The organism is Paenarthrobacter sp. CCNWLY172 (assembly GCF_037402035.1).
Taxonomy (GTDB): Bacteria; Actinomycetota; Actinomycetes; order Actinomycetales; family Micrococcaceae; genus Arthrobacter.
This window is the reverse complement of the sequence record NZ_JBBEGB010000003.1, coordinates 82,905-100,923: the sequence shown is the minus strand read 5'-3', so window position 1 is coordinate 100,923 and position 18,019 is coordinate 82,905. Positions and strand designations below refer to the sequence as shown.

The window sequence follows — 18,019 nt, the reverse complement described above, 5'->3', positions numbered from 1 at the left end:
AGGTTGGTTCGGGCGCACGGATGACTTCCGACGCGGGCCTGACCGAGGCGGCCTGAATGGCCATTACGGGTCGATTCGTGGTCATTGCCTTGGCCGGCCTCATTCCGCTGGTGCTGTTTCCGACTTGGAGCACAGTCCTGTTCGTTACCGTGGGTTTGTTGCTCTTGCTGGTCCTTGACCTGCTCCTGGCTGCGTCACCGGCACGTCTCGGCTTGGAGCGCCAGCACCCGGGAAACGTGACGCTGCAGGGCCAGGTGGAGACTGTGGTGACAGTTGCCAACCCCACCCGGCGGACGCTGCGGGCGAAAGTCAGGGATGCATGGCACCCTTCTGCCGGCGCCATCGACAATGTTCAATCTGTGGTTGTCCCCCCGGGCGAGCGGCGACGCATGAGGGTGGTCTTGGTTCCCCGGCGCCGCGGTGACCTGGACAGCCCTCATGTCACCATCAGGTCCCAAGGGCCACTCGGTCTGGCAGCCAGGCAGCGCACGCGTGTGCTTCCCGGACATCTGAGGGTCCTGCCCCCTTTCCACTCCAAGCGCCATCTGCCGTCCAAGCTCCGAAAGCTCCGGGAACTGGACGGCAGGGCCGCCGTACAGATCCGTGGAGCCGGAACGGAATTCGATTCCCTTCGCGATTACGTGCGGGGTGATGACGTCCGCTCCATCGACTGGCGGGCTACAGCGCGCCGCACCTCCGTGGTGGTGCGCACCTGGCGCCCCGAACGCGACAGGCGTGTGGTCATTGTCCTGGATACATCCCGCACCGCTGCCGCCCGAATCGAGGACGAACCCCGCCTCGATACCGGCATTGAAGCGGCGTTGCTCCTTTCCGTGCTGGCCGAACGCGGAGGGGACCGCGTTGACTTCCTCGCGTACGACCGCAGGTTGCGTGCCAGGGTCGAGTCGGCATCCAAAAGCAACTTGCTGGGCCAGCTGGTCCAGGCCATGGCCCCGTTGGAGGCAGAACTGATCGAGCTGGACTGGCAGCAGATTCCTGGACAGGTGAGGGCGGTCTCGGCGCACCGATCGCTGGTGGTGCTGTTGACAGCGCTCGACGGCGGCGCCCCCGAAGAGGGCCTCCTCCCCACGGTGGCGCAATTGTCCCGCCAACATGTGGTGGTGGTGGCATCGGTCAGGGATCCCCTGCTCGCGGCCATGAAGGAGGAAAGGACTACGGCAAGCCAGGTATTCCGGGCCGCGGCGGCTGAACGCGCCCTGTTGGAACGTGCTGCGGTCACGGCCCAGCTCCGGCAGCTAGGCGCCGAAGTGGTGGATGCCGAACCACTTGACGTCCCACCCCTGCTTGCTGACACCTATATCCGGCTCAAAGCGGCCGGCAGACTCTAGTTCCCACCTCCAGAAAGGATTGCCATGAATGCGCCCATTTACCAGCTGGCACTCGGCGATGACTTCACCAAGCTGGCTCCGGAGCTTCAGGATTACTTTTCGCTGGCAGCAGGTTCCGGCTTCTACGGGATAGGCGAAGGCGTCTTTGATGTGGTGGGCTGCCGGCAAAAATGGTTGCGGCCCCTGCTTGCCCTCACGGGCAGTGAGGAAGCATTCTTTCCTGAATACGGCGAAGGCATCCGGTTCCGGATCGAGAACCACGCTCATGTGGATCCCTTTGGACGCCCAGCCCTTACAGCACGGCGGGAGATCTACTTCCCCTCAAAGACGCGGCTGTTCCACGATACGACGAGTGCCATAGTGTCCGGTCCCGGACAGGGCAGCAGCAAGCAGCGGGGCCGCCTGGTGGACCACGTGGGACGGTATCGGCGGCTGGTGACGGATCTGGATGTCAGCGTCACCGCCGAGGGCAGGCTTCGTGGTGTTTCCAAAGCGAGCCGACTGCTTCTGGGGCCTTTGCGGATTCCATTGCCGGCTGCCTTGGACGCACGTGCTTACGCCGAGCAATGGTGGGACAGCTCCGAGGGCAAACACCGTATCCAGGTCAAGGTCATCCAGCCGCAGATTGGGTTGGTACTGGTCTATGCCGGACGCTTCGATTACCGGTTGGCTCCGTATCTGCCGGGAGCCGCCCCTGGTACGACCCTCCCGCGCTACGCAGAACCGGAGCGCTGGCAACAGCGGATCTGACGGGCCGCCCAGCGCCGGGCGGCCCCTCAGGCCTCTGCCAAGTGATGCCCGTCAGCCTTGCGCCAATTGGTCCAGTCCGTCGGCCACTTGGGTGAGTTTCGTCAATACGTCCATGGCCGCCGGAGGCGTGTAACCGGCAAGTCCCGTGGACGGGGTGACGCGCAGTCCAGCCAGGCCCGCTGCGGGCAGGCCAAGCTGGCGCCACGGCTTCCAGATACTCTCCACGATGTCCGAAGTCCGCGGCAGCTGGGCCTGCGGATCGTGGGTGGGCAGCGCACCGGCCCAAACACGCTTGCCGCTTTCCACGGCGGCGGCCAACTGTTCCCACTGGCGCATGGTCAGCGCCCTCAGGGGGACGGCCAGGCCGTCTGCTCCAGCAGCCAGAATCCGTTCGATCGGCGCTTCGATCTCCGGCACGGACACCACGGCCTCGACGACGCCAGCCGCCTTAAGTGCCTCGATCACCAACCGCCAGGCCCCTGTGACCTCTTCACCGGAAACCGACCGCAGCGTTCTGTAACCGCTTGCAGTGGGGATGGTCCCGGCCATGACAGAGGCGATGTCCGGCTCGTCCACCTGGACCACAATGCCTGCGCCCGGCACTGCTCCGGAGACCCGGCGGATGTGCTCTCCCACGCCGGCGGCCAGGGACTCAGCAATGTCGCGGCGGGCGCCATAGTCAAGCAGCGCGCGTTCTCCATTATGCAGGTACAGATTGGCAGCAAGTGTCAGGGGACCCAATATCCGGATCTTGAACTCAGACGCGGAGACGTCCTCGGCTCCGGCTACGTCGGCCAGGATATTGATGTCCGTGGACAGTGCAGATCGTGCACGCTGGGCGTCCTTCCCGGGCCGGTCCACAAGCCGCCACCCGTGTGGCTGGACGTCGAGGGCCAGGTCCAGCAGCAGGGAGCCCGAACGGCCCACGGCGTCCGAGCCTACTCCGCGGTCCGGAAGTTCGGGCAGGAATGGAAGGTGGGGGTCACCGAGCTCGCCGCGGATGATCCGGCTTGCCTCGGCGGGATCGGTGCCTGGCCACGGCCCCAGAGCAGTTGCGCTGGCGCGCAGGTCATTCACTGATGCCATGGATCAAGCCTGCCGGCTGGAAATCTGGTGATCCTCGGCAATTGCCTCGTGGTGGCGGATCACTTCGCTGATGATGAAGTTCAGGAATTTCTCTGCGAACGCTGGATCCAGATGGGCATCTTCGGCGAGACGGCGGAGGCGGGCAATCTGTGCCGACTCCCGGCCCGGGTCTCCGGCTGGAAGCTTGTGCGTTGCTTTGAGGATGCCTACCTTTTGGGTGGCTTTGAAACGCTCAGCGAGCAGGAAGACAAGGGTGGCGTCGATGTTGTCGATGCTGGACCGGATGGACAGCAACTCATCCATGACGGCGCGGTCCACTTGGCCGGCCAGGGAACTCGCTGCCGGGTTGAAGGAATCGGCGTCATCGGGAAGGGCATTGTTCTGCTCGGTCATGCACCCCAGTCTATGGTGCTTGCCGGTAGCGCCGCGGGTGTTACCTTCCCGTCCGGACACCAGGAAAGGCACGCCCCTGGCCACGGAACGTGCCTTTCCTTCCTTCCGGAATTCAGTTGCCTGGCCTAGCCACCCAGCAGCGCCCGGTGGGCTTCCCGCCGTCGTGCTTGTTCGTCCGGGTCCGGCACCGGCAGGGACGCGATGAGCCTCTTGGTGTAATCGTGCTGCGGTGATCCCATCACGTGGTTGCCGATCCCCTGTTCCACCAGTTGGCCCTTGTAGAGCACGCCGACCCAGTGCGACAACATATCCACGACGGCGAGGTCGTGGCTGATGAAGAGCGCCGCGAAGCCGAACTGCTCCTGGATGTCCTTGAACAGGTCCAGGACTTTCGCCTGCACCGAAACGTCCAGGGCGGACGTCGGTTCGTCGGCGATCAGGAGACGCGGGTTCAGCGCCAGCGACCTCGCCAGGGAAGCGCGCTGCCGCTGTCCGCCGGACAGCTCGTGCGGATAGCGTTGCGCGTACGACGCCGGCAGCTGGACTGACTCGAGCAGCTCGCCGACCTTTTTCCTCGCCTCAGCCACGCTCGGTTTGGTGTGGATCATCAAGGGCTCGGCGACGCACTCACCGATGGTGAGATGTGGGTTGAACGAGGCAGCCGGGTCCTGGAAGACGAAGCCGATCTCTTTTCGGAGAGGGCGGAAGGAGCGTTCCTTGAAGTCCAGCATCTCGTAGCCAAGTACCTTCAAGCTGCCACCCGTCACGCGGTTCAGGCCCGCAATGGCCCGGCCGATGGTGGACTTGCCGGAACCGGATTCGCCTACCAGGCCAAAGACCTCGTTCTCCGAGACCGTAAAGCTGACGTTGTCCACTGCCTTGAATCCATGCCTGCCGAAACGGCCGGGATACTCGATGGTGAGGTTCTTCGCCTCCACCAGGACCTTGCCGTCCTGATGAAGCCGGGCCCGGGCACCTTCGGAGGCTGAATGGCGTCCCAGATGCGGAACGGCGGCCAGCAGCTTCTTGGTGTAGTCCTCCCGGGGTTCCGCAAAGAGGACCCTGGAAGGGGCCTCCTCCACTACGTCTCCCTGGTACATGACCACGACCCGGTCCGCCAGGTCGGCCACCACGCCCATGTTGTGGGTGATCAGGACAATCGAGGTGCCATAGTTGTCCCGCAAATCCCGGAGGAGTTGCAGGATTTCCGCCTGCACGGTGACGTCCAGGGCAGTGGTCGGCTCGTCGGCCACGATCAGGCCCGGGTTCAGGGCAAGGGCGGCCGCGATGACAACACGTTGTTTCTGGCCGCCGGAGAACTGATGCGGATAATAGTTGACCCGTGTTTCAGGGTCCGGGATGCCCACCTTGCGCAAGGCCTCGGTGGCCCGCTGTTTGGCCTCCTTGGCCGTGACGTGTTTACCGTCCGTCGCGTGTGCCCGGATGCCTTCGGCGATCTGCCAGCCGACAGTAAAGACCGGATTCAACGCGGTGGACGGCTCCTGGAACACCATGGCCACATCGCGGCCACGGATCTTGCGAAGCGTGGATTTGCTGACGCTGATTACATTGTTGCCGTTGATCAGCACAGCCCCGGAACTGATGGCCGTTTCAGGAAGCAGGCCCAGTATGGTCTTGGCGGTCACGGTCTTGCCGGATCCCGACTCCCCCACGATCGCAACTACCTCGCCGGCTTTCACGTCAAGGCTGACATCCTTGACGGCGTGGACGTCCCCACCGTCGGTGGCGAAGGTGACCTGGAGCCGGTCGATGGTGAGGACGGGCTGGCCGCTGCCGGCCTGGTCCGAAACGTGTCCAAGGTTGGTTGTCATGGCTTACCTGTTTCTGCCGGCGCAGACGCCGCTGTTGGTGCTGCGGGGGTTGCCGGGGTTGGTGCTGCCGGCGTCCCGCCCGCACGCTTGCGTCCACGGATCCGGGGGTCGTTGAGGTCGTTAATGCTTTCGCCAACCAACGTCAGGCCCAAGACGGTGAGCACAATGGCGATGCCCGGGAAGACACCGGTCCACCAAATCCCGGACGAGGTATCAGCCAGCGCCTTATTCAGGTCAAATCCCCATTCAGCAGCAGAGGTTGGTTCAATGCCGAAGCCCAGGAAGCCCAGCCCCGCGAGGGTGAGGATCGCCTCGGATGCGTTGAGGGTGAACATGAGCGGCAGGGTCCGCGTGGCGTTCTTGAAGATGTGACGCCAGATGATGCGCATGCTGGAAGCTCCCAGCACCTTGGCCGACTCGACGAACGGTTCAGCTTTCAGACGGATGGTCTCAGCCCGGATCACCCTGAAGTATTGCGGCACGAAGACCACCGTGATGGAGAAAGCGCAGGAGAAGATGCCACCCCAGAAGCTGGACTGGCCCCGGCTGATGACGATCGAGATGACGATGGCAAGGAGCAAGGTGGGGAACGCATAGATGGCATCTGCCACCACCACCAGGATCCGGTCCAGCCAGCCGCCGAAGTAGCCGCTGAGCAAGCCCAGGGCAACGCCGAGGAAAATCGACATGGCGACTGACACAACAATGACTGTGACAGCGGTCTGGGATCCCCAGACAACACGGGACAGGACGTCATAGCCGCTGACGGTGGTCCCGAGCAGGTGCTTGGCTCCTGGAGCTTCCTGGGTGGGGAAGGAACCGGAAGCATCGCTGAGCTGCGAGTAGCCGTAGGGGGCAAGCAGTGGCGCGAAGATACTGGTGAAGATCAGTAGTCCGGTCAGGACGAGGCCCACTATCAACATGCCGCGTTGGAGGCCAACGCTCTTCTTGAAATGGGACACGACGGGCAGCCTGGAGAAGAACGGCTGCTTGGGTGCGGTCAGTGCAGGAATGCTCATGGTCAGTACCTCACTCGGGGGTCGATGAGCGCGGCAATGATGTCCACGATGAAGTTGGTGACGGCCACAATGATGGCCAACAGCACAACTATTCCCTGGACGGCCACAAAGTCGCGGGCATTGAGGTACTGCACCAACTGGTACCCCAGCCCCTTCCATTCAAAGGTGGTTTCCGTCAGGATGGCGCCGCCCAGCATGAGGGCAATCTGCAGGCCCATCACGGTAATGATGGGAATCAACGCCGGCTTGTAAGCGTGCTTGGTCACCAACCGGAACTCGCTGACACCCCTGGAACGCCCGGCCTCGACGTAGTCCTTACCCAGTGTGCCGATGACGTTGGTGCGTACCAGGCGCAGGAAGACGCCTGCGGTGAGCAGGCCGAGGGCAAGGGCAGGGAGGACCGCATGGGAAGCGATGTCGCCCAGGGCCGTGAAGTTGCCGCTGCGGAGCGCGTCCAGCCAGTAGATACCTGATGGTGCGGCCAGGCCGCTCATGGTCAATTCCGTTCGGGTGGAGGCACGGCCTGCCACCGGGAACCATCCGAGCCACACTGAGAACGTGAGTTTGAGGAGCAGGCCGGCGAAAAAGACCGGCGTGGCATAACAAAGGATCGCAAAGAACCTCAGCAGCGCATCCGGAGTCTTATCCCGGTGCTGGGCCGCGATAAGACCGAGGGGGATACCCACCAGGAGCGCGACGATCAATGCGTTGATGGAAAGTTCAAGGGTGGCTGCCCCGAAAGTGGTCAATACTTCCACCACTGGACGCCGGTCCGTAATGGTGGTGCCGAAATTGCCCGTGAGGAGTTGGCCGATGTATTCGAAGTACTGGATCAGAATGGGGCGGTCGTAGCCGGCATCGTGGATGCGCTGGGCCAGGACATCCGGAGGAAGCCGGCCACCTTGTGATGCCGTGATGGGATCTCCAATGACCCTCATCAGGAAGAACACCAGTGTCACGAGGATGAAGACAGTGGGGATGATCAGGAAGAACCTGATCACGATGTACCTGCCCAGCCCTCCCCCGGCTTTCGACTTGCTCTTCGGAGCGACGATCCCGGGATCGGCCTCGGGTACTTCAATAAGTGTTGTCATTATTACCTGTATTTCCTGCCCGTGGATTGCGCGGGATTGGCTCAAGCGTGCCGGCCAAGGTGGTGGTCAGCAAAGGAGGCGGGACACCGGATCAGTGTCCCGCCTGCCTTCTGGTCTCAGTGGTGCAGTTACTTGGAAATGACACCCAGACGGAACTTGAAGGACGGATCCAGCGTCTTGTCGACGCCGTTCACGCCACTTCCGACCACAGCCACCTGTGCACCCTGGAGCAGGGGCAGCGTGGAAATGTCCTTGGCGAGCGCATTCTGGACTTCCTTGATGGTTGACTCGCGGCTGGTCTTGTCCGCATCAGTGAGCTGCTTGCTGATCAGTTCGTTCACCGTGGCGTTGTTGTAGTGGTTCTTCAGGAAGCCACCCTCAGGGAAGAACGGCGTCAGGTAGTTATCGGCATCGCTGAAGTCCGGGAACCAGCCGAATTGGAACAGCGGGTATTCATCGGCACGGCTGGCCTTGCTGTAGGTGACCCACTCGGTGGACTGCAGGTTCACTGTGAAGAGGCCGGACTTCTCCAACTGCTCCTTGACCATGGCGTACTCGTCACCTGAGGATCCGCCGTAGTGGTCCGGGTTGTACTGGAGGTTCAGGGCCACGGGTTCGGTGATCCCGGCATCGGCCAGGACCTTCTTGGCCTTGTCCAGGCTGGGCTTGCCGGCATCACCATAAGCGTCCTTGAACGACTCGTTGGCACCGAGGAATCCACTCGGAACGTTGGAGTACAACGGCAGGTAGGTGCCCTTGTAAACCTGGTCGGCAATGGCCTGGCGGTCAACGAGGTTGGCCACGGCCTGGCGTACTGCGAGCGCCTTGGCCGGGTCCGCCCCGGCAGCCTTGGTTCCGTACGGCATGGTGTCGAAGTTGAACGTGATGTAGCGGATTTCGCCACCCGGGCCCGTGAGTACCTTGACCTTGGAGTCCTTGCGGAGATCGTCGATGTCCGTCGCGCTCAGGCTGCGGAAGGCAACGTCAATGGCTCCCTGCTGGATTTCCAGCTTCAGGTTGGTGGGGCTTGCGTAGTACTTGATGGTGGCTGCCTCGTTTGCGGGCTTGCCCAGGACGCCTTGGTAGTCGGCGAAGGCCTTGAAACTGACGAGCTCATTCTTCTTGTAGCTGTCAATGGTGTACTGGCCGTGGAACGCGTTGGCCTTGATGATCTCGTCGTCAGAAAGCACTTTGTCCGCCGGGAAGACTTCGTCGTCGACGATCGGCGCGGCAGGGCTGCTGAGGATCTGGCTGAACGTTTGGTCGTTGGCGTTCTTGAGCTTGAACACCACGGTGGTGGCGTCGGGCGCCGTGACGCTCTCGATGTTGGTCAGCAACGACGCCGGACCAGCGGGGTCATTGATCGCCACCTGGCGGTCAAACGAGAACTTGACGTCCTTGGAGTCCAAGGTATGGCCATTGGCCCACTTCAATCCGGACTTGAGCTTGACCGTGTACTCGGACGGCGTCGTGAACGACGACGATTCCGCGAGGTCGGGCACGGGTTCCGCGCCGCCGGGCTTGGAATTCAAGAGGAAGGAATAGATCTGGTTCATCACCATGAACGAACCGTTGTCATAGGATCCAGCGGGGTCCAGGGACGTGACCTTGTCTGTGGTGCCGTAGGCGATGGGGCCTGCAGCAGCCGGTGCGGACGATGAGCCGCCGCCGGAGGGTCCCGTGCATGCCGTCAGGGCGAGCGCGGAAATGCCCGCCAGCGCGATAGCGCCGTGCAGGGCCTTCTTATTCAGTGCCATCTGATGAACCTTCTGTTCGATGGATTCGGCGCGCCGCCGTGGGATATTTGTGACGGCGCACACTCTTAGTGCCTCGATTCAACCAGACTTCGCAGGCCGCGAACCGTCATTTTAGTGATTTGAGACACAAAATTTACTTTCCAGTAGCTTTCTTCGAACGCCTCCCGGCCATTGCTCCGACGGATGCGCCGGAATATCGTAGGTTCCGAGTCCCCACTCACTGAAAGACCGCCCGAAGGACAAGCACATGAGCAAGGCAGCACTTTGTGTAGGGATCAACAAGTTCAAATTTCTGCCCCAGGCCAGCTGGCTCAACGGCTGCGTCAACGATGCCGAAGACCTCGCAGCGATGCTCGAAAAAAACTATGGCTTCGAAGGTTCCAACATCACTGTCCTGCGGGACGCCAAAGCGGTGAAAAAGTCAGTCATGGCTGCTCTCAATGCCTTGGTGGACGCTGCCGTGGCGGGTACCGTGACCCACATTGTGTTCACCTTTTCAAGCCATGGAACCCAAGTGCCGGACACCAGCGGCGATGAAAGCGACCGCTTGGATGAGGCCTTTGCGTGCTACGACATCAACAACTCCGGTGATCGCTGGGATCCCGGCACGGTGATCACCGACGACGAACTCGCATCCTTGTTTGCCCGGCTGCCGAAGGGAGTCCTGATGGATGTTGTGCTTGATACCTGCCACAGCGGAACGGGCCTGAAGTCATTGGACCTCCTCCCCGGACGCCGTCCCCGTTTCCTGCCGGCGCCCAGCCCCCGGGCAGCCATCGCCAATGAATCCAAGGACACCCGCAGCTTGCGGGACATGGTCAAGGCGGCCAAGCTCTCCGCACCGGTTCTGATGGCAGCCTGCCGCTCAGACCAGACTGCAGCCGACGCCTTCATAGAGGGCCGGTACAACGGCGCCTTTACCTACAACTTTGTGAAGGCCCTCATGGGTGACGGTACCGTGGCGCGGGCCGACATCCTGAAGCAGGTCAGCAAGGGCCTCAAGTCCGGCGGCTTCGATCAGATCGCCCAACTGGAAGGCTCGACGGCGGCACGCAGGGCCGCGTGGGGCGCCTGACTCGGGTGCCTGGGGAAATCCGCCGGCTGCCGAAAGCTTAGTCCCCGGTGCCATGGAACTTGTCCCGGACCCCCGATGAGGCGGCCTCCTCAGCATCGTGGTGCTGGTCCGAACCGAACATCTGCCCTTGGCGTTCCCTGTCCATCACTGGTTTGAGGGCCGCATACACCAGCCGGCCACCGGCGTCGAAACGCAACAGCCCTCCCCCGCGGATGTCCACGAAGTCCCTCCGGGTTTTCAACCCAAGGCGGACGTATGCTTCCCGCCGGCTCATCCGGACCGTCTGGATGAACGAGGCTCCTATCTCGGAAATGATGAATCCATCCGGGGACACACGCTCAGAGGTACGTACGCGCGTGGAACTGAGGGGTGTACGCCGCTCAAGCCGCGCCGCCTCCAGGAGTCGGGGATTTTCCCAGACAAAGCGCTGCACCTCCTGGGGGTCGGAGCCGAGGGCCGAAAGCCTGATGGGGTAGCGGAGGCCCTGGTAGTTGTCCACGCCGCTGATGTTGTTCAAGGAGACCCGACGTATTCCGATGGCGGAGAACTCGTTTTGGATCGCCTCGCGGTATCCGTGATTGTCTTCGGGAACCATGTCGAGGTCGGCTGCAATGATGCCGCGGAGGAGATCCCGCCACGAGACGTCCACAGGTGGCATGTAGGAGAGTCCGCGGATCACCATCCGCAGGACCCGGGTGGCCACAATCGAGCCTGATTCGGCTTTCTGTTGCAGACCTTGGCTGTCCCCGAACCGCGCGTTCCGCTCCGACCACAGACGTTGGACGGCCCGGAGCACCGCCCCCACCACCACGGCACCCCGTGCATGCGGCTCCAGCAGTGACTGCCAACCTTCGGGCACAGCGCCAACGAAGGGCTCGCGCAGTGGCCCGCGGGCGAAGAGGTCACGCGCAAAATCAAAAAGGGAACGCATCAGGATGGCATCATCAACTGCTTGCCCGGCCTCAAACCCACCGCCGGCCGCTTCAAGCTGCCGCGCCACCACGTCGCGGGAAGAAAAGACGGAAAGGATGGCCACGATGTCGGCCAAGGCCTCGTGCATGGCCAGCTGCTCCGTGGTGGCCATGTGGTCGGCCCACGCCGGCCGGAACCCGTCCAGGATGGCATGTGTCACTTCGTGGGCGACGATGTCCCGGTAGAGGGCTGTGGGGACTTTGTATCCCATCCGATCCACCGAACCGAAGCGGATGATATTGGTTCCCCGTTCGTAGCCGGTGTCAGTGGCAGTGATCAGATCCCGCGCTTTGAGAACCACACGCCCTTCCGGGTTCCAGGGCATGCGCCTGCCGAGCGTCGTTTCGAAGATATCCAAGGTACTCATGGCCACACCGTAGACGTGCTGTGCCAGGAAACGTGTGTCATCCAGGAGTTCACGCAAACCCGCTGCCGGAGGTTCCGAGATCAGCTGCCAGGGATCACCTTGCTGCGTCAGCGTCACCGGGGACACAGTGGTTCCACGCCACTTCCTGATATGGACGGCGTAGCGGTGGCCGGTGGGACCACGCCTGAGGCGTTCAACCGGGATACGGACCTGTGCCGTCAGTGGAGGTGCTCCCGGGGCGCCGATAGGCCCCTCGGCCAGGACCGTCACCGAGACCATCTGCCCGGCTTTGATGTCCCCCGGGCTCTTTTTTGGATATGCCACAGTCATCGCCGTCCCGAATGCGGACCCCAAACACCGCAGCGGAAGCGCTGCTTAGCCCAGTATGGAGGCGCCCCATTGCGGAGGCAATGGGTGTGGCGGGCTAGAGCTCCTAGAGGGTCACGCGCTGAAGGGAACGGGCGGCATCGATGGTTGCCTGCCCCAAAACCCGGCTGCCCTGGTAAAGGACAACTGTTTGCCCAGGAGCCACACCACGGAGCGGATCGGTCAAGGTGACAACGAGTTCGGCCCGCTGAACCCCTGAATCGTCGACAACGGTTTCCACGTGTGCTTTCGCCGGAACGGGATCCCCGTGCGCCCGTACCTGGGCATGGCAGTCGAACTCCGCACCCGTCGCAACTTCGGCGATGGGCAAGCCTGCCCACGAAACCTTGATTCCACGGATCTCGTCGATGGCAAGCAAAGCTTCGGGTCCCACCACCACTTTGTTTTCCTTGGGACGGATCTCCAGGACAAACCGGGGCTTGCCATCAGCGGCCGGAGTTCCCAGCTTCAATCCGCGGCGCTGTCCCACTGTGAACGCGTTGGCACCAGGATGTTCGCCTACTTTGACCCCGGTCTCGTCAACGATGTCGCCGGTGGTCATGTCAATCTTTTCGGCCAGCCAGCCACGGGTGTCGCCGTCGGAGATGAAGCAGATGTCGTGGCTGTCCGGCTTGTTGGCCACGGACAGGCCCCGCCGCTCAGCTTCCGCGCGCACTTCTGCCTTGGACGGCGTGTCCGCCAGCGGGAACATGGAGTGCTTAAGCTGCTCATGGGTCAGGACGCCCAGGACGTAGCTCTGGTCCTTGGCCCAATCCGCCGCGCGGTGGAGTTCCCGGTTGCCGTCGGCGTCTTCGATCACCTTGGCGTAGTGCCCGGTGCATACGGCGTCGAAGCCCAGCGCAATGGCCTTCTCCAGCAGGGCAGCAAACTTGATGCGTTCGTTGCAGCGCATGCACGGGTTTGGCGTCCGCCCTGCAGCATATTCGTCAATGAAGTCCTGGACGACGTCTTCCTTGAAGCGCTCCGAGAAGTCCCACACGTAGTAAGGGATCCCCAGGACGTCGCAGGCACGCCAGGCGTCACGGGAGTCCTCGATGGTGCAGCATCCCCGGCTTCCGGTGCGCAGGGTGCCGGGCATGCGCGACAACGCGAGGTGGACTCCGACGACGTCGTGTCCCGCCTCGACGGCGCGGGCGGCGGCCACGGCAGAGTCAACTCCGCCGCTCATTGCTGCAAGTACTCGCATGCTGGCTTTCTGTGTTGGGGGCTGTGGCAACTGTTCCGGCTCAGACCAGCCGGCGTGCCCGTCCATTCTAGCTTGCAATACCACGACTGCACTAAATTCCTTGGCCCCTCCCCACCAAGGCCACCGTTACAAGGACGTTGGCGATCCCTGCCGTGCCACTGTTGCAGCCGTCTGGATGCTGGACTCGTGGCCTGCCATTCCTGCCTGCCGCGCCCGTGAGCATGCCTCGGGAAGAGCCTTCAGCAGCGCATCCACATCCGCTTCCGTAGAGCTGTGGCCCAGAGTGAAGCGCTGGGCGCCGCGGGCAGTATCGTCGTCGAGGCCCATGGCCAACAGCACGTGCGACGGGCGCGGGACTCCTGCCGTGCAGGCAGAGCCAGTAGACGATTCAACGCCTGCCAGGTCCAGGAGGAAGAGGAGCGAATCGCCTTCACACCCCGGGAACGTGAAATGGGCATTGCCCGGCAGCCGCCGCTCTCCCGCGGCACCCCGCAGCACTGCGTCGGGCACGGCAGCGCCGACGCCATCGATCAGACGGTCGCGCAACGCGCTGAGCCGTTCCCGCTCTTCCGCGAGATTCCCAGTGACTGCTTCAGCCGCGGCGGCGAAGGCAGCAATGGCCGGGGTGTCCAGGGTTCCCGAGCGGACATCACGTTCCTGGCCGCCACCGTGCTGTACCGGCGTCAATTTCACAGCCCTCCCCAGGAAGAGCGCGCCCACGCCCACTGGGCCGCCCAGCTTGTGCCCCGACACCGACATCGCAGCTAGGCCGCTTGCCCGGAAATCCACGGGGACCGAACCGAAGGCCTGCACAGCGTCGGAGTGGACCGGGATTCCATGGGGCTTTGCGAGGTCAACGATCTCCGCGACTGGTTGGATGGTGCCCACTTCATTGTTGGCCCACATGACAGTGACGAGCGCAATGGATCCGGGATCCCGCTCGATCTCCCGTTGAAGGACCTCGAGCCGCACGGTGCCGGACTCATCGACAGGTAGCCACACAACGTCCGCACCTTCATGCCGCTCGAGCCACTCCACAGTGTCAAGGACCGCATGATGTTCGACGGCGGAGCACAAGACCCGCGTCCGGCGGGGGTCCTCGTCCCGGCGGGCCCAGAACAAGCCCTTGACGGCCAAGTTGTCTGCTTCGGTTCCTCCCGAGGTGAAAATGACCTCCGAAGGATGGGCGCCAGCTGCTGCGGCCAACATTTCACGGGCATCCTCGACGGCGCGCCGGGCGCGTCGACCCGCTCCGTGCAGCGAGGACGGATTGCCGGTTCGCGCCAACTCCCGCGTCATGACGGCGAGCGCTTCTGCCGACAGGGGCGTGGTGGCAGCGTGATCGAGGTATACAGGCACCTTGCCATTCTACCGATGGGACCTGGGACGCAGTGGTCTCTTCCGCGGCCACGACCGTGCAAGACAGGCAGCAACCTGGCGGGACCCAGCTTAACCTGGCGGGACCACCACAAGCTGGGCCGCCGCTTCAGCACGCGCCTTGTCCAAGGAACCGTCATCCGGGCAAGCCACCGAAATATACACCGACGACGCCGGAACACTGAACAACCGGGCCATCACTACAGCGGCGTTCCCGCCCGTTGCGGCTGACGATTCCAAAGCAAGGAACTCCACGTTGTGCTGCGGCTCATCCGAGTCCTGTCCCCACCGCAGCGACACCGGCTTCAGGCTTTCCACCGCAATGCCGGGATCAAGGTAACGGAAGAGTTCCTTGGTGGAGGCTGCGTCATCATCCGCGACGGTCAAGGGACCCTGGTTGACGCTGACGCGGGCTGCCAGGGTGCAGCCATCAGTCTTCCGATACCGGACTTCGCCTTGGAGGCCGGAATGCACCACAGTCCACCCCGGAACTTCTTCCAGCCGCGTAGATACCGTCACCGGATCCCCCGGAGCCAACGTGTTCCCAGCTCCCAACGGCAAGTCCTTCGCCGCAACCGCTGCCGCATCATGCCCGGGCGTGATGCGCGGCGTTGCCAGCGTGGACTCCGACGGCGACGGTTTCGGCGCCGCTGGATCCGGAACGTTAACGGTGCAGCCCGCCATCACGGCGCCAGCGGCTGCCAAGGCAGCAATCCCAGCCACCCGTCGTCGAACGTTTCGCGCCACCATCGCTCCTTATCCCCCTGCCATGCCGGAGGGCATGGCATCTGCCGCGATCGAGTCTAGCCGTCAGGCCCGCCTAGGCGAGGACCCGTAGAGCACCTGGAACAATATCGACCTCCACAGGCAACGCGCCGATGCGTTCGCCGTCCGCATATGCCACCACACCCTTCGCGTCCAACCGCACCTTCCGGACACGCCTGGTCTCCACAGCGGGGTGGCTGACGTGCCTGCCGGCAAATACTTTGGGGAAGACTGCGAGGAATCGGAGCCGTGACAATGGTTTGACCACAAAGAGGTCCAAGAAGCCGTCATCGGGCGAAGCCTCGGGGGTGATCCGCATGCCGCCGCCGATGTACTGCCCGTTAGCCACCGAAATCAGCAACGCCGGCTGGCGCCAGGTCACGTCATCGGCAGTCACCGTATAGTCGATCCGTCGGAACGAACCCAGCTCCATGAGCATCGCCAGGTTGTAGCGGCTCTTTCCGCGCGGCCACCGCCACGAGTTGGCCCGTTCGTTGACTGCGGCATCGAACCCGGCCGAGAGAACCCCGGCAAAATAGACGGTCCGGCCATCCGCAGCGACCCGTCCGGCATCGATGGTCCGCCCGCCTGAAACCATTGCGGCCAGGATCCGGCGGCAGGCAGCGGGTGTGTCATGCAGCGGCAAACCCAGGAGCCGGGCAACATCGTTACCTGTCCCGCTGGGAACAATACCCAGGGCAACGTCCCCTCCGGTAAGCGCGTTGACCCCCAGATGGACCATGCCGTCGCCTCCCACCACCACCAGGGCGTCTACTGCAGGGCCGGAAAGGGTTCGGGCTACAAGCCGCTGCAGGGCGTCGTAACTATCCGCTTCGAGCACGACGACGTCCCGTCCGGCGGCGCGGAACTGCGCTGCAGCGTGGTCCCCGGCATTGCGGGTCCGGCCAAAGGACGCCGCAGGATTTATCGCCACGGCGATCGTCCCCGCCTTGCTGGAGGGGTTTATGGCTGCCGGTGGGGTCACAGCGTGAATTATGCCAGTCGGGAACCACACGCCCCGATACCAACGTTCACATAGTGGCTGGATAAACTGGCCACTACCGCGCCTCCCTGGAGCGCACCACCTTGAGAGAAGGGCCCGTGCTTGGCCGAGGGCAGCAGTTCGCACTATCAGGTTCTCCGTGTGTCCGTCACAGCTACGGACAAGGAGATCAAGGTCGCCTACCGCAAGGCTGCCCGAAAGGCGCACCCCGACCATGGCGGAGAAGCAGAGATGTTCCGGCGCGTGACTCTCGCCTACGAAACCCTGATCGACCCGCAGCGAAGGGCTGAGTACGATCGCAGGTACGCCAGCGGCTCCCCAGGCCGCGGCCAGCCGCAGCCCGGGGACTACACGGGCGCCACGGCGCCGGGGCCTTTCGCCACAGGCAGCGTCAGGCGACCCCAAGCCCAGCGCAACACCGCCGGTGATCCCCCTGTCTACGTCCCGGCCTTCGACGATCCCCATGAAGTGCCGCTCATTTCTGCTGCGGACGCAGCACAGCAGGTCCATGGGTCACCGCGCAAGCGCGGCATCTTTGGTGCCGAAGCGCGGATTCAACGGGAAATGCGTACCGTCCAGCTCATCAGCAGGCAGGTCCTGCCTGCCATTCCTGCGGCCCGGCTCATCAATGGTCTTCGCTCGCCGTCGGACAACAACCACATCGACCACGCTGTCCTGTCCGGATACCGGCTGGCCCTGGTGGGTTCCATGCTCCTTCCCAAGGGTGCCTACGCTTGGGATGGCCACTCACTGCGGCACGGTGGCCGATCCGTCGCTCCCCCACAGCTTGCCCATATTGTCCGGCATATGCAGGACATCTTCCCCGAACTCAACGTCACAGGATGGGTTGTCCTGCACAGTCCCGATGGCAACCTGCACGAACCGGTGATCGACCAGTATGGCAAGGGCCAGTCCAGCAACAGTGCCGTGGAAGTAGTCAACGCGGCAGGGCTGGTCAGAGGCCTGAAGCAGTTCCTGAGCTCGGGGCCGGCGCCCAACACCGTGGTGGTTCCGGTTCTGGCGCGGCTGCTGCGCGGGATGCACTAGGCGATCGTGCCGCGGGAGGCTGGTTTGGGCTGGCTAAGATGGAACAGTGTTCCGCATCCTCTTCCACACCCCTGAAATCCCGGGCAACACGGGCAACGCCATCCGCCTGGCCGCCATCACGGGAGCCGAGCTCCATTTGGTGGAGCCCCTCGGCTTCGACTTTTCCGATGCCAAGCTTCGTCGCGCCGGCCTGGATTACCACGACCTTGCGGTGGTCACCGTCCATAAGGACATCGACGCCGCGTGGGAGGCACTGCACCCCGATCGCGTCTTCGCGTACACGTCCGACGGCGAAACGTCCTATACGGATATCAGCTACCGTGAGGGCGACGTCCTGATGTTCGGGCCGGAGTCGGTTGGCTTGCCGGACTGGCTGAAACAGGACCCACACGTCACGGCTCGAGTCCGCCTTCCCATGAAGCCCTCACTCCGTTCGCTCAACTTAGCCAACGCTGCCTCCATCGCTGTGTTCGAGGCCTGGCGCCAGAACGGGTTCGCAGGCGCCAAGGTGTAGCCCATCCAAGCGCGCCACGGCACCGAATACCTTATGCAGGCACAGT

The 18,019-nt window shown here is 63.3% G+C and carries 16 protein-coding genes; 5 read left to right on the top strand and 11 right to left on the bottom strand.

What is annotated here, in order from left to right:
- Window positions 1-56 precede the first annotated feature (56 nt).
- Both WBN73_RS05315 and WBN73_RS05310 read left to right on the top strand, forming a co-directional pair.
- The gene (locus tag WBN73_RS05315; RefSeq protein WP_337339758.1) at window positions 57-1,349 is read left to right on the top strand and encodes a DUF58 domain-containing protein; all 1,293 of its coding nucleotides are present in this window, start codon (window positions 57-59) and stop codon (window positions 1,347-1,349) included.
- A 24-nt stretch (window positions 1,350-1,373) separates the two neighbouring features.
- Window positions 1,374-2,099: a DUF4166 domain-containing protein gene (locus tag WBN73_RS05310; RefSeq protein ID WP_337339759.1), complete on the top strand. Its 726-nt coding sequence runs from the start codon at window positions 1,374-1,376 to the stop codon at window positions 2,097-2,099.
- A 51-nt stretch (window positions 2,100-2,150) separates the two neighbouring features.
- Here the strand turns inward: WBN73_RS05310 and WBN73_RS05305 are convergent, their stop codons facing one another.
- The 6 genes from WBN73_RS05305 to WBN73_RS05280 all read right to left on the bottom strand — a co-directional run bounded on the left by WBN73_RS05305 (window position 2,151) and on the right by WBN73_RS05280 (window position 9,280).
- Entirely contained in the window at window positions 2,151-3,185 is a 1,035-nt protein-coding gene (locus WBN73_RS05305; protein ID WP_280623138.1) for a hypothetical protein, read from the bottom strand.
- A gap of 3 nt (window positions 3,186-3,188) precedes the next feature.
- Complete coding sequence (locus WBN73_RS05300; RefSeq protein ID WP_207594040.1) at window positions 3,189-3,578, bottom strand: chorismate mutase; 390 nt, start codon at window positions 3,576-3,578, stop codon at window positions 3,189-3,191.
- 125 nt (window positions 3,579-3,703) lie between these two features.
- A complete protein-coding gene (locus WBN73_RS05295; protein ID WP_337339760.1) occupies window positions 3,704-5,410 on the bottom strand; it encodes an ABC transporter ATP-binding protein in 1,707 nt (568 codons plus the stop codon).
- Window positions 5,407-6,429 (bottom strand): ABC transporter permease, encoded by a 1,023-nt coding sequence (locus WBN73_RS05290; protein ID WP_337339761.1) that lies wholly within the window; start codon window positions 6,427-6,429, stop codon window positions 5,407-5,409. The genes WBN73_RS05295 and WBN73_RS05290 overlap by 4 nt, the downstream gene beginning before the upstream one ends.
- Before the next feature lie 2 nt (window positions 6,430-6,431).
- On the bottom strand, window positions 6,432-7,523 hold the full coding sequence (locus WBN73_RS05285; RefSeq protein ID WP_280623141.1) for an ABC transporter permease: 1,092 nt from the start codon (window positions 7,521-7,523) through the stop codon (window positions 6,432-6,434).
- A 128-nt stretch (window positions 7,524-7,651) separates the two neighbouring features.
- Window positions 7,652-9,280, bottom strand: coding sequence for an ABC transporter substrate-binding protein (locus WBN73_RS05280; protein WP_337339762.1), 1,629 nt, complete (start codon window positions 9,278-9,280; stop codon window positions 7,652-7,654).
- Window positions 9,281-9,527: 247 nt separating this feature from the next.
- Here WBN73_RS05280 and WBN73_RS05275 point away from each other — a divergent pair, with 247 nt between their 5' ends.
- Entirely contained in the window at window positions 9,528-10,355 is an 828-nt protein-coding gene (locus WBN73_RS05275; protein ID WP_207594044.1) for a caspase family protein, read from the top strand.
- Between the two features lie 37 nt (window positions 10,356-10,392).
- On the opposite strand, the gene WBN73_RS05270 is transcribed toward WBN73_RS05275, so the two are convergent.
- The 5 genes from WBN73_RS05270 to WBN73_RS05250 all read right to left on the bottom strand — a co-directional run bounded on the left by WBN73_RS05270 (window position 10,393) and on the right by WBN73_RS05250 (window position 16,394).
- Complete coding sequence (locus WBN73_RS05270; RefSeq protein ID WP_337339763.1) at window positions 10,393-12,018, bottom strand: hypothetical protein; 1,626 nt, start codon at window positions 12,016-12,018, stop codon at window positions 10,393-10,395.
- A 109-nt stretch (window positions 12,019-12,127) separates the two neighbouring features.
- A complete protein-coding gene (gene mnmA, locus WBN73_RS05265) occupies window positions 12,128-13,267 on the bottom strand; it encodes a tRNA 2-thiouridine(34) synthase MnmA (protein ID WP_337339764.1) in 1,140 nt (379 codons plus the stop codon).
- 126 nt (window positions 13,268-13,393) lie between these two features.
- Window positions 13,394-14,626: a cysteine desulfurase family protein gene (locus WBN73_RS05260; protein WP_337339765.1), complete on the bottom strand. Its 1,233-nt coding sequence runs from the start codon at window positions 14,624-14,626 to the stop codon at window positions 13,394-13,396.
- A gap of 90 nt (window positions 14,627-14,716) precedes the next feature.
- Window positions 14,717-15,394, bottom strand: a complete 678-nt coding sequence (locus WBN73_RS05255; RefSeq protein WP_242703341.1) for a hypothetical protein — start codon at window positions 15,392-15,394, stop codon at window positions 14,717-14,719.
- A gap of 70 nt (window positions 15,395-15,464) precedes the next feature.
- Entirely contained in the window at window positions 15,465-16,394 is a 930-nt protein-coding gene (locus WBN73_RS05250; protein ID WP_337339766.1) for a diacylglycerol/lipid kinase family protein, read from the bottom strand.
- Window positions 16,395-16,514: 120 nt separating this feature from the next.
- Here WBN73_RS05250 and WBN73_RS05245 point away from each other — a divergent pair, with 120 nt between their 5' ends.
- Both WBN73_RS05245 and WBN73_RS05240 read left to right on the top strand, forming a co-directional pair.
- On the top strand, window positions 16,515-17,459 hold the full coding sequence (locus WBN73_RS05245) for a J domain-containing protein (RefSeq protein WP_337339767.1): 945 nt from the start codon (window positions 16,515-16,517) through the stop codon (window positions 17,457-17,459).
- Window positions 17,460-17,505: 46 nt separating this feature from the next.
- A complete protein-coding gene (locus WBN73_RS05240; protein WP_337339768.1) occupies window positions 17,506-17,973 on the top strand; it encodes a tRNA (cytidine(34)-2'-O)-methyltransferase in 468 nt (155 codons plus the stop codon).
- Window positions 17,974-18,019: the final 46 nt, after the last annotated feature.

Excerpts from the sequence above, each read along its gene's own strand:
- WBN73_RS05315 (WP_337339758.1), top strand. The coding sequence starts at position 57 with ATGGCCATTACGGGTCGATTCGTGGTCATTGCCTTGGCCGGCCTCATT.
- WBN73_RS05310 (WP_337339759.1), top strand. The coding sequence starts at position 1,374 with ATGAATGCGCCCATTTACCAGCTGGCACTCGGCGATGACTTCACCAAG.
- WBN73_RS05305 (WP_280623138.1), bottom strand. The coding sequence starts at position 3,185 with ATGGCATCAGTGAATGACCTGCGCGCCAGCGCAACTGCTCTGGGGCCG.
- WBN73_RS05300 (WP_207594040.1), bottom strand. The coding sequence starts at position 3,578 with ATGACCGAGCAGAACAATGCCCTTCCCGATGACGCCGATTCCTTCAAC.
- WBN73_RS05295 (WP_337339760.1), bottom strand. The coding sequence starts at position 5,410 with ATGACAACCAACCTTGGACACGTTTCGGACCAGGCCGGCAGCGGCCAG.
- WBN73_RS05290 (WP_337339761.1), bottom strand. The coding sequence starts at position 6,429 with ATGAGCATTCCTGCACTGACCGCACCCAAGCAGCCGTTCTTCTCCAGG.
- WBN73_RS05285 (WP_280623141.1), bottom strand. The coding sequence starts at position 7,523 with ATGACAACACTTATTGAAGTACCCGAGGCCGATCCCGGGATCGTCGCT.
- WBN73_RS05280 (WP_337339762.1), bottom strand. The coding sequence starts at position 9,280 with ATGGCACTGAATAAGAAGGCCCTGCACGGCGCTATCGCGCTGGCGGGC.
- WBN73_RS05275 (WP_207594044.1), top strand. The coding sequence starts at position 9,528 with ATGAGCAAGGCAGCACTTTGTGTAGGGATCAACAAGTTCAAATTTCTG.
- mnmA (WP_337339764.1), bottom strand. The coding sequence starts at position 13,267 with ATGCGAGTACTTGCAGCAATGAGCGGCGGAGTTGACTCTGCCGTGGCC.
- WBN73_RS05255 (WP_242703341.1), bottom strand. The coding sequence starts at position 15,394 with ATGGTGGCGCGAAACGTTCGACGACGGGTGGCTGGGATTGCTGCCTTG.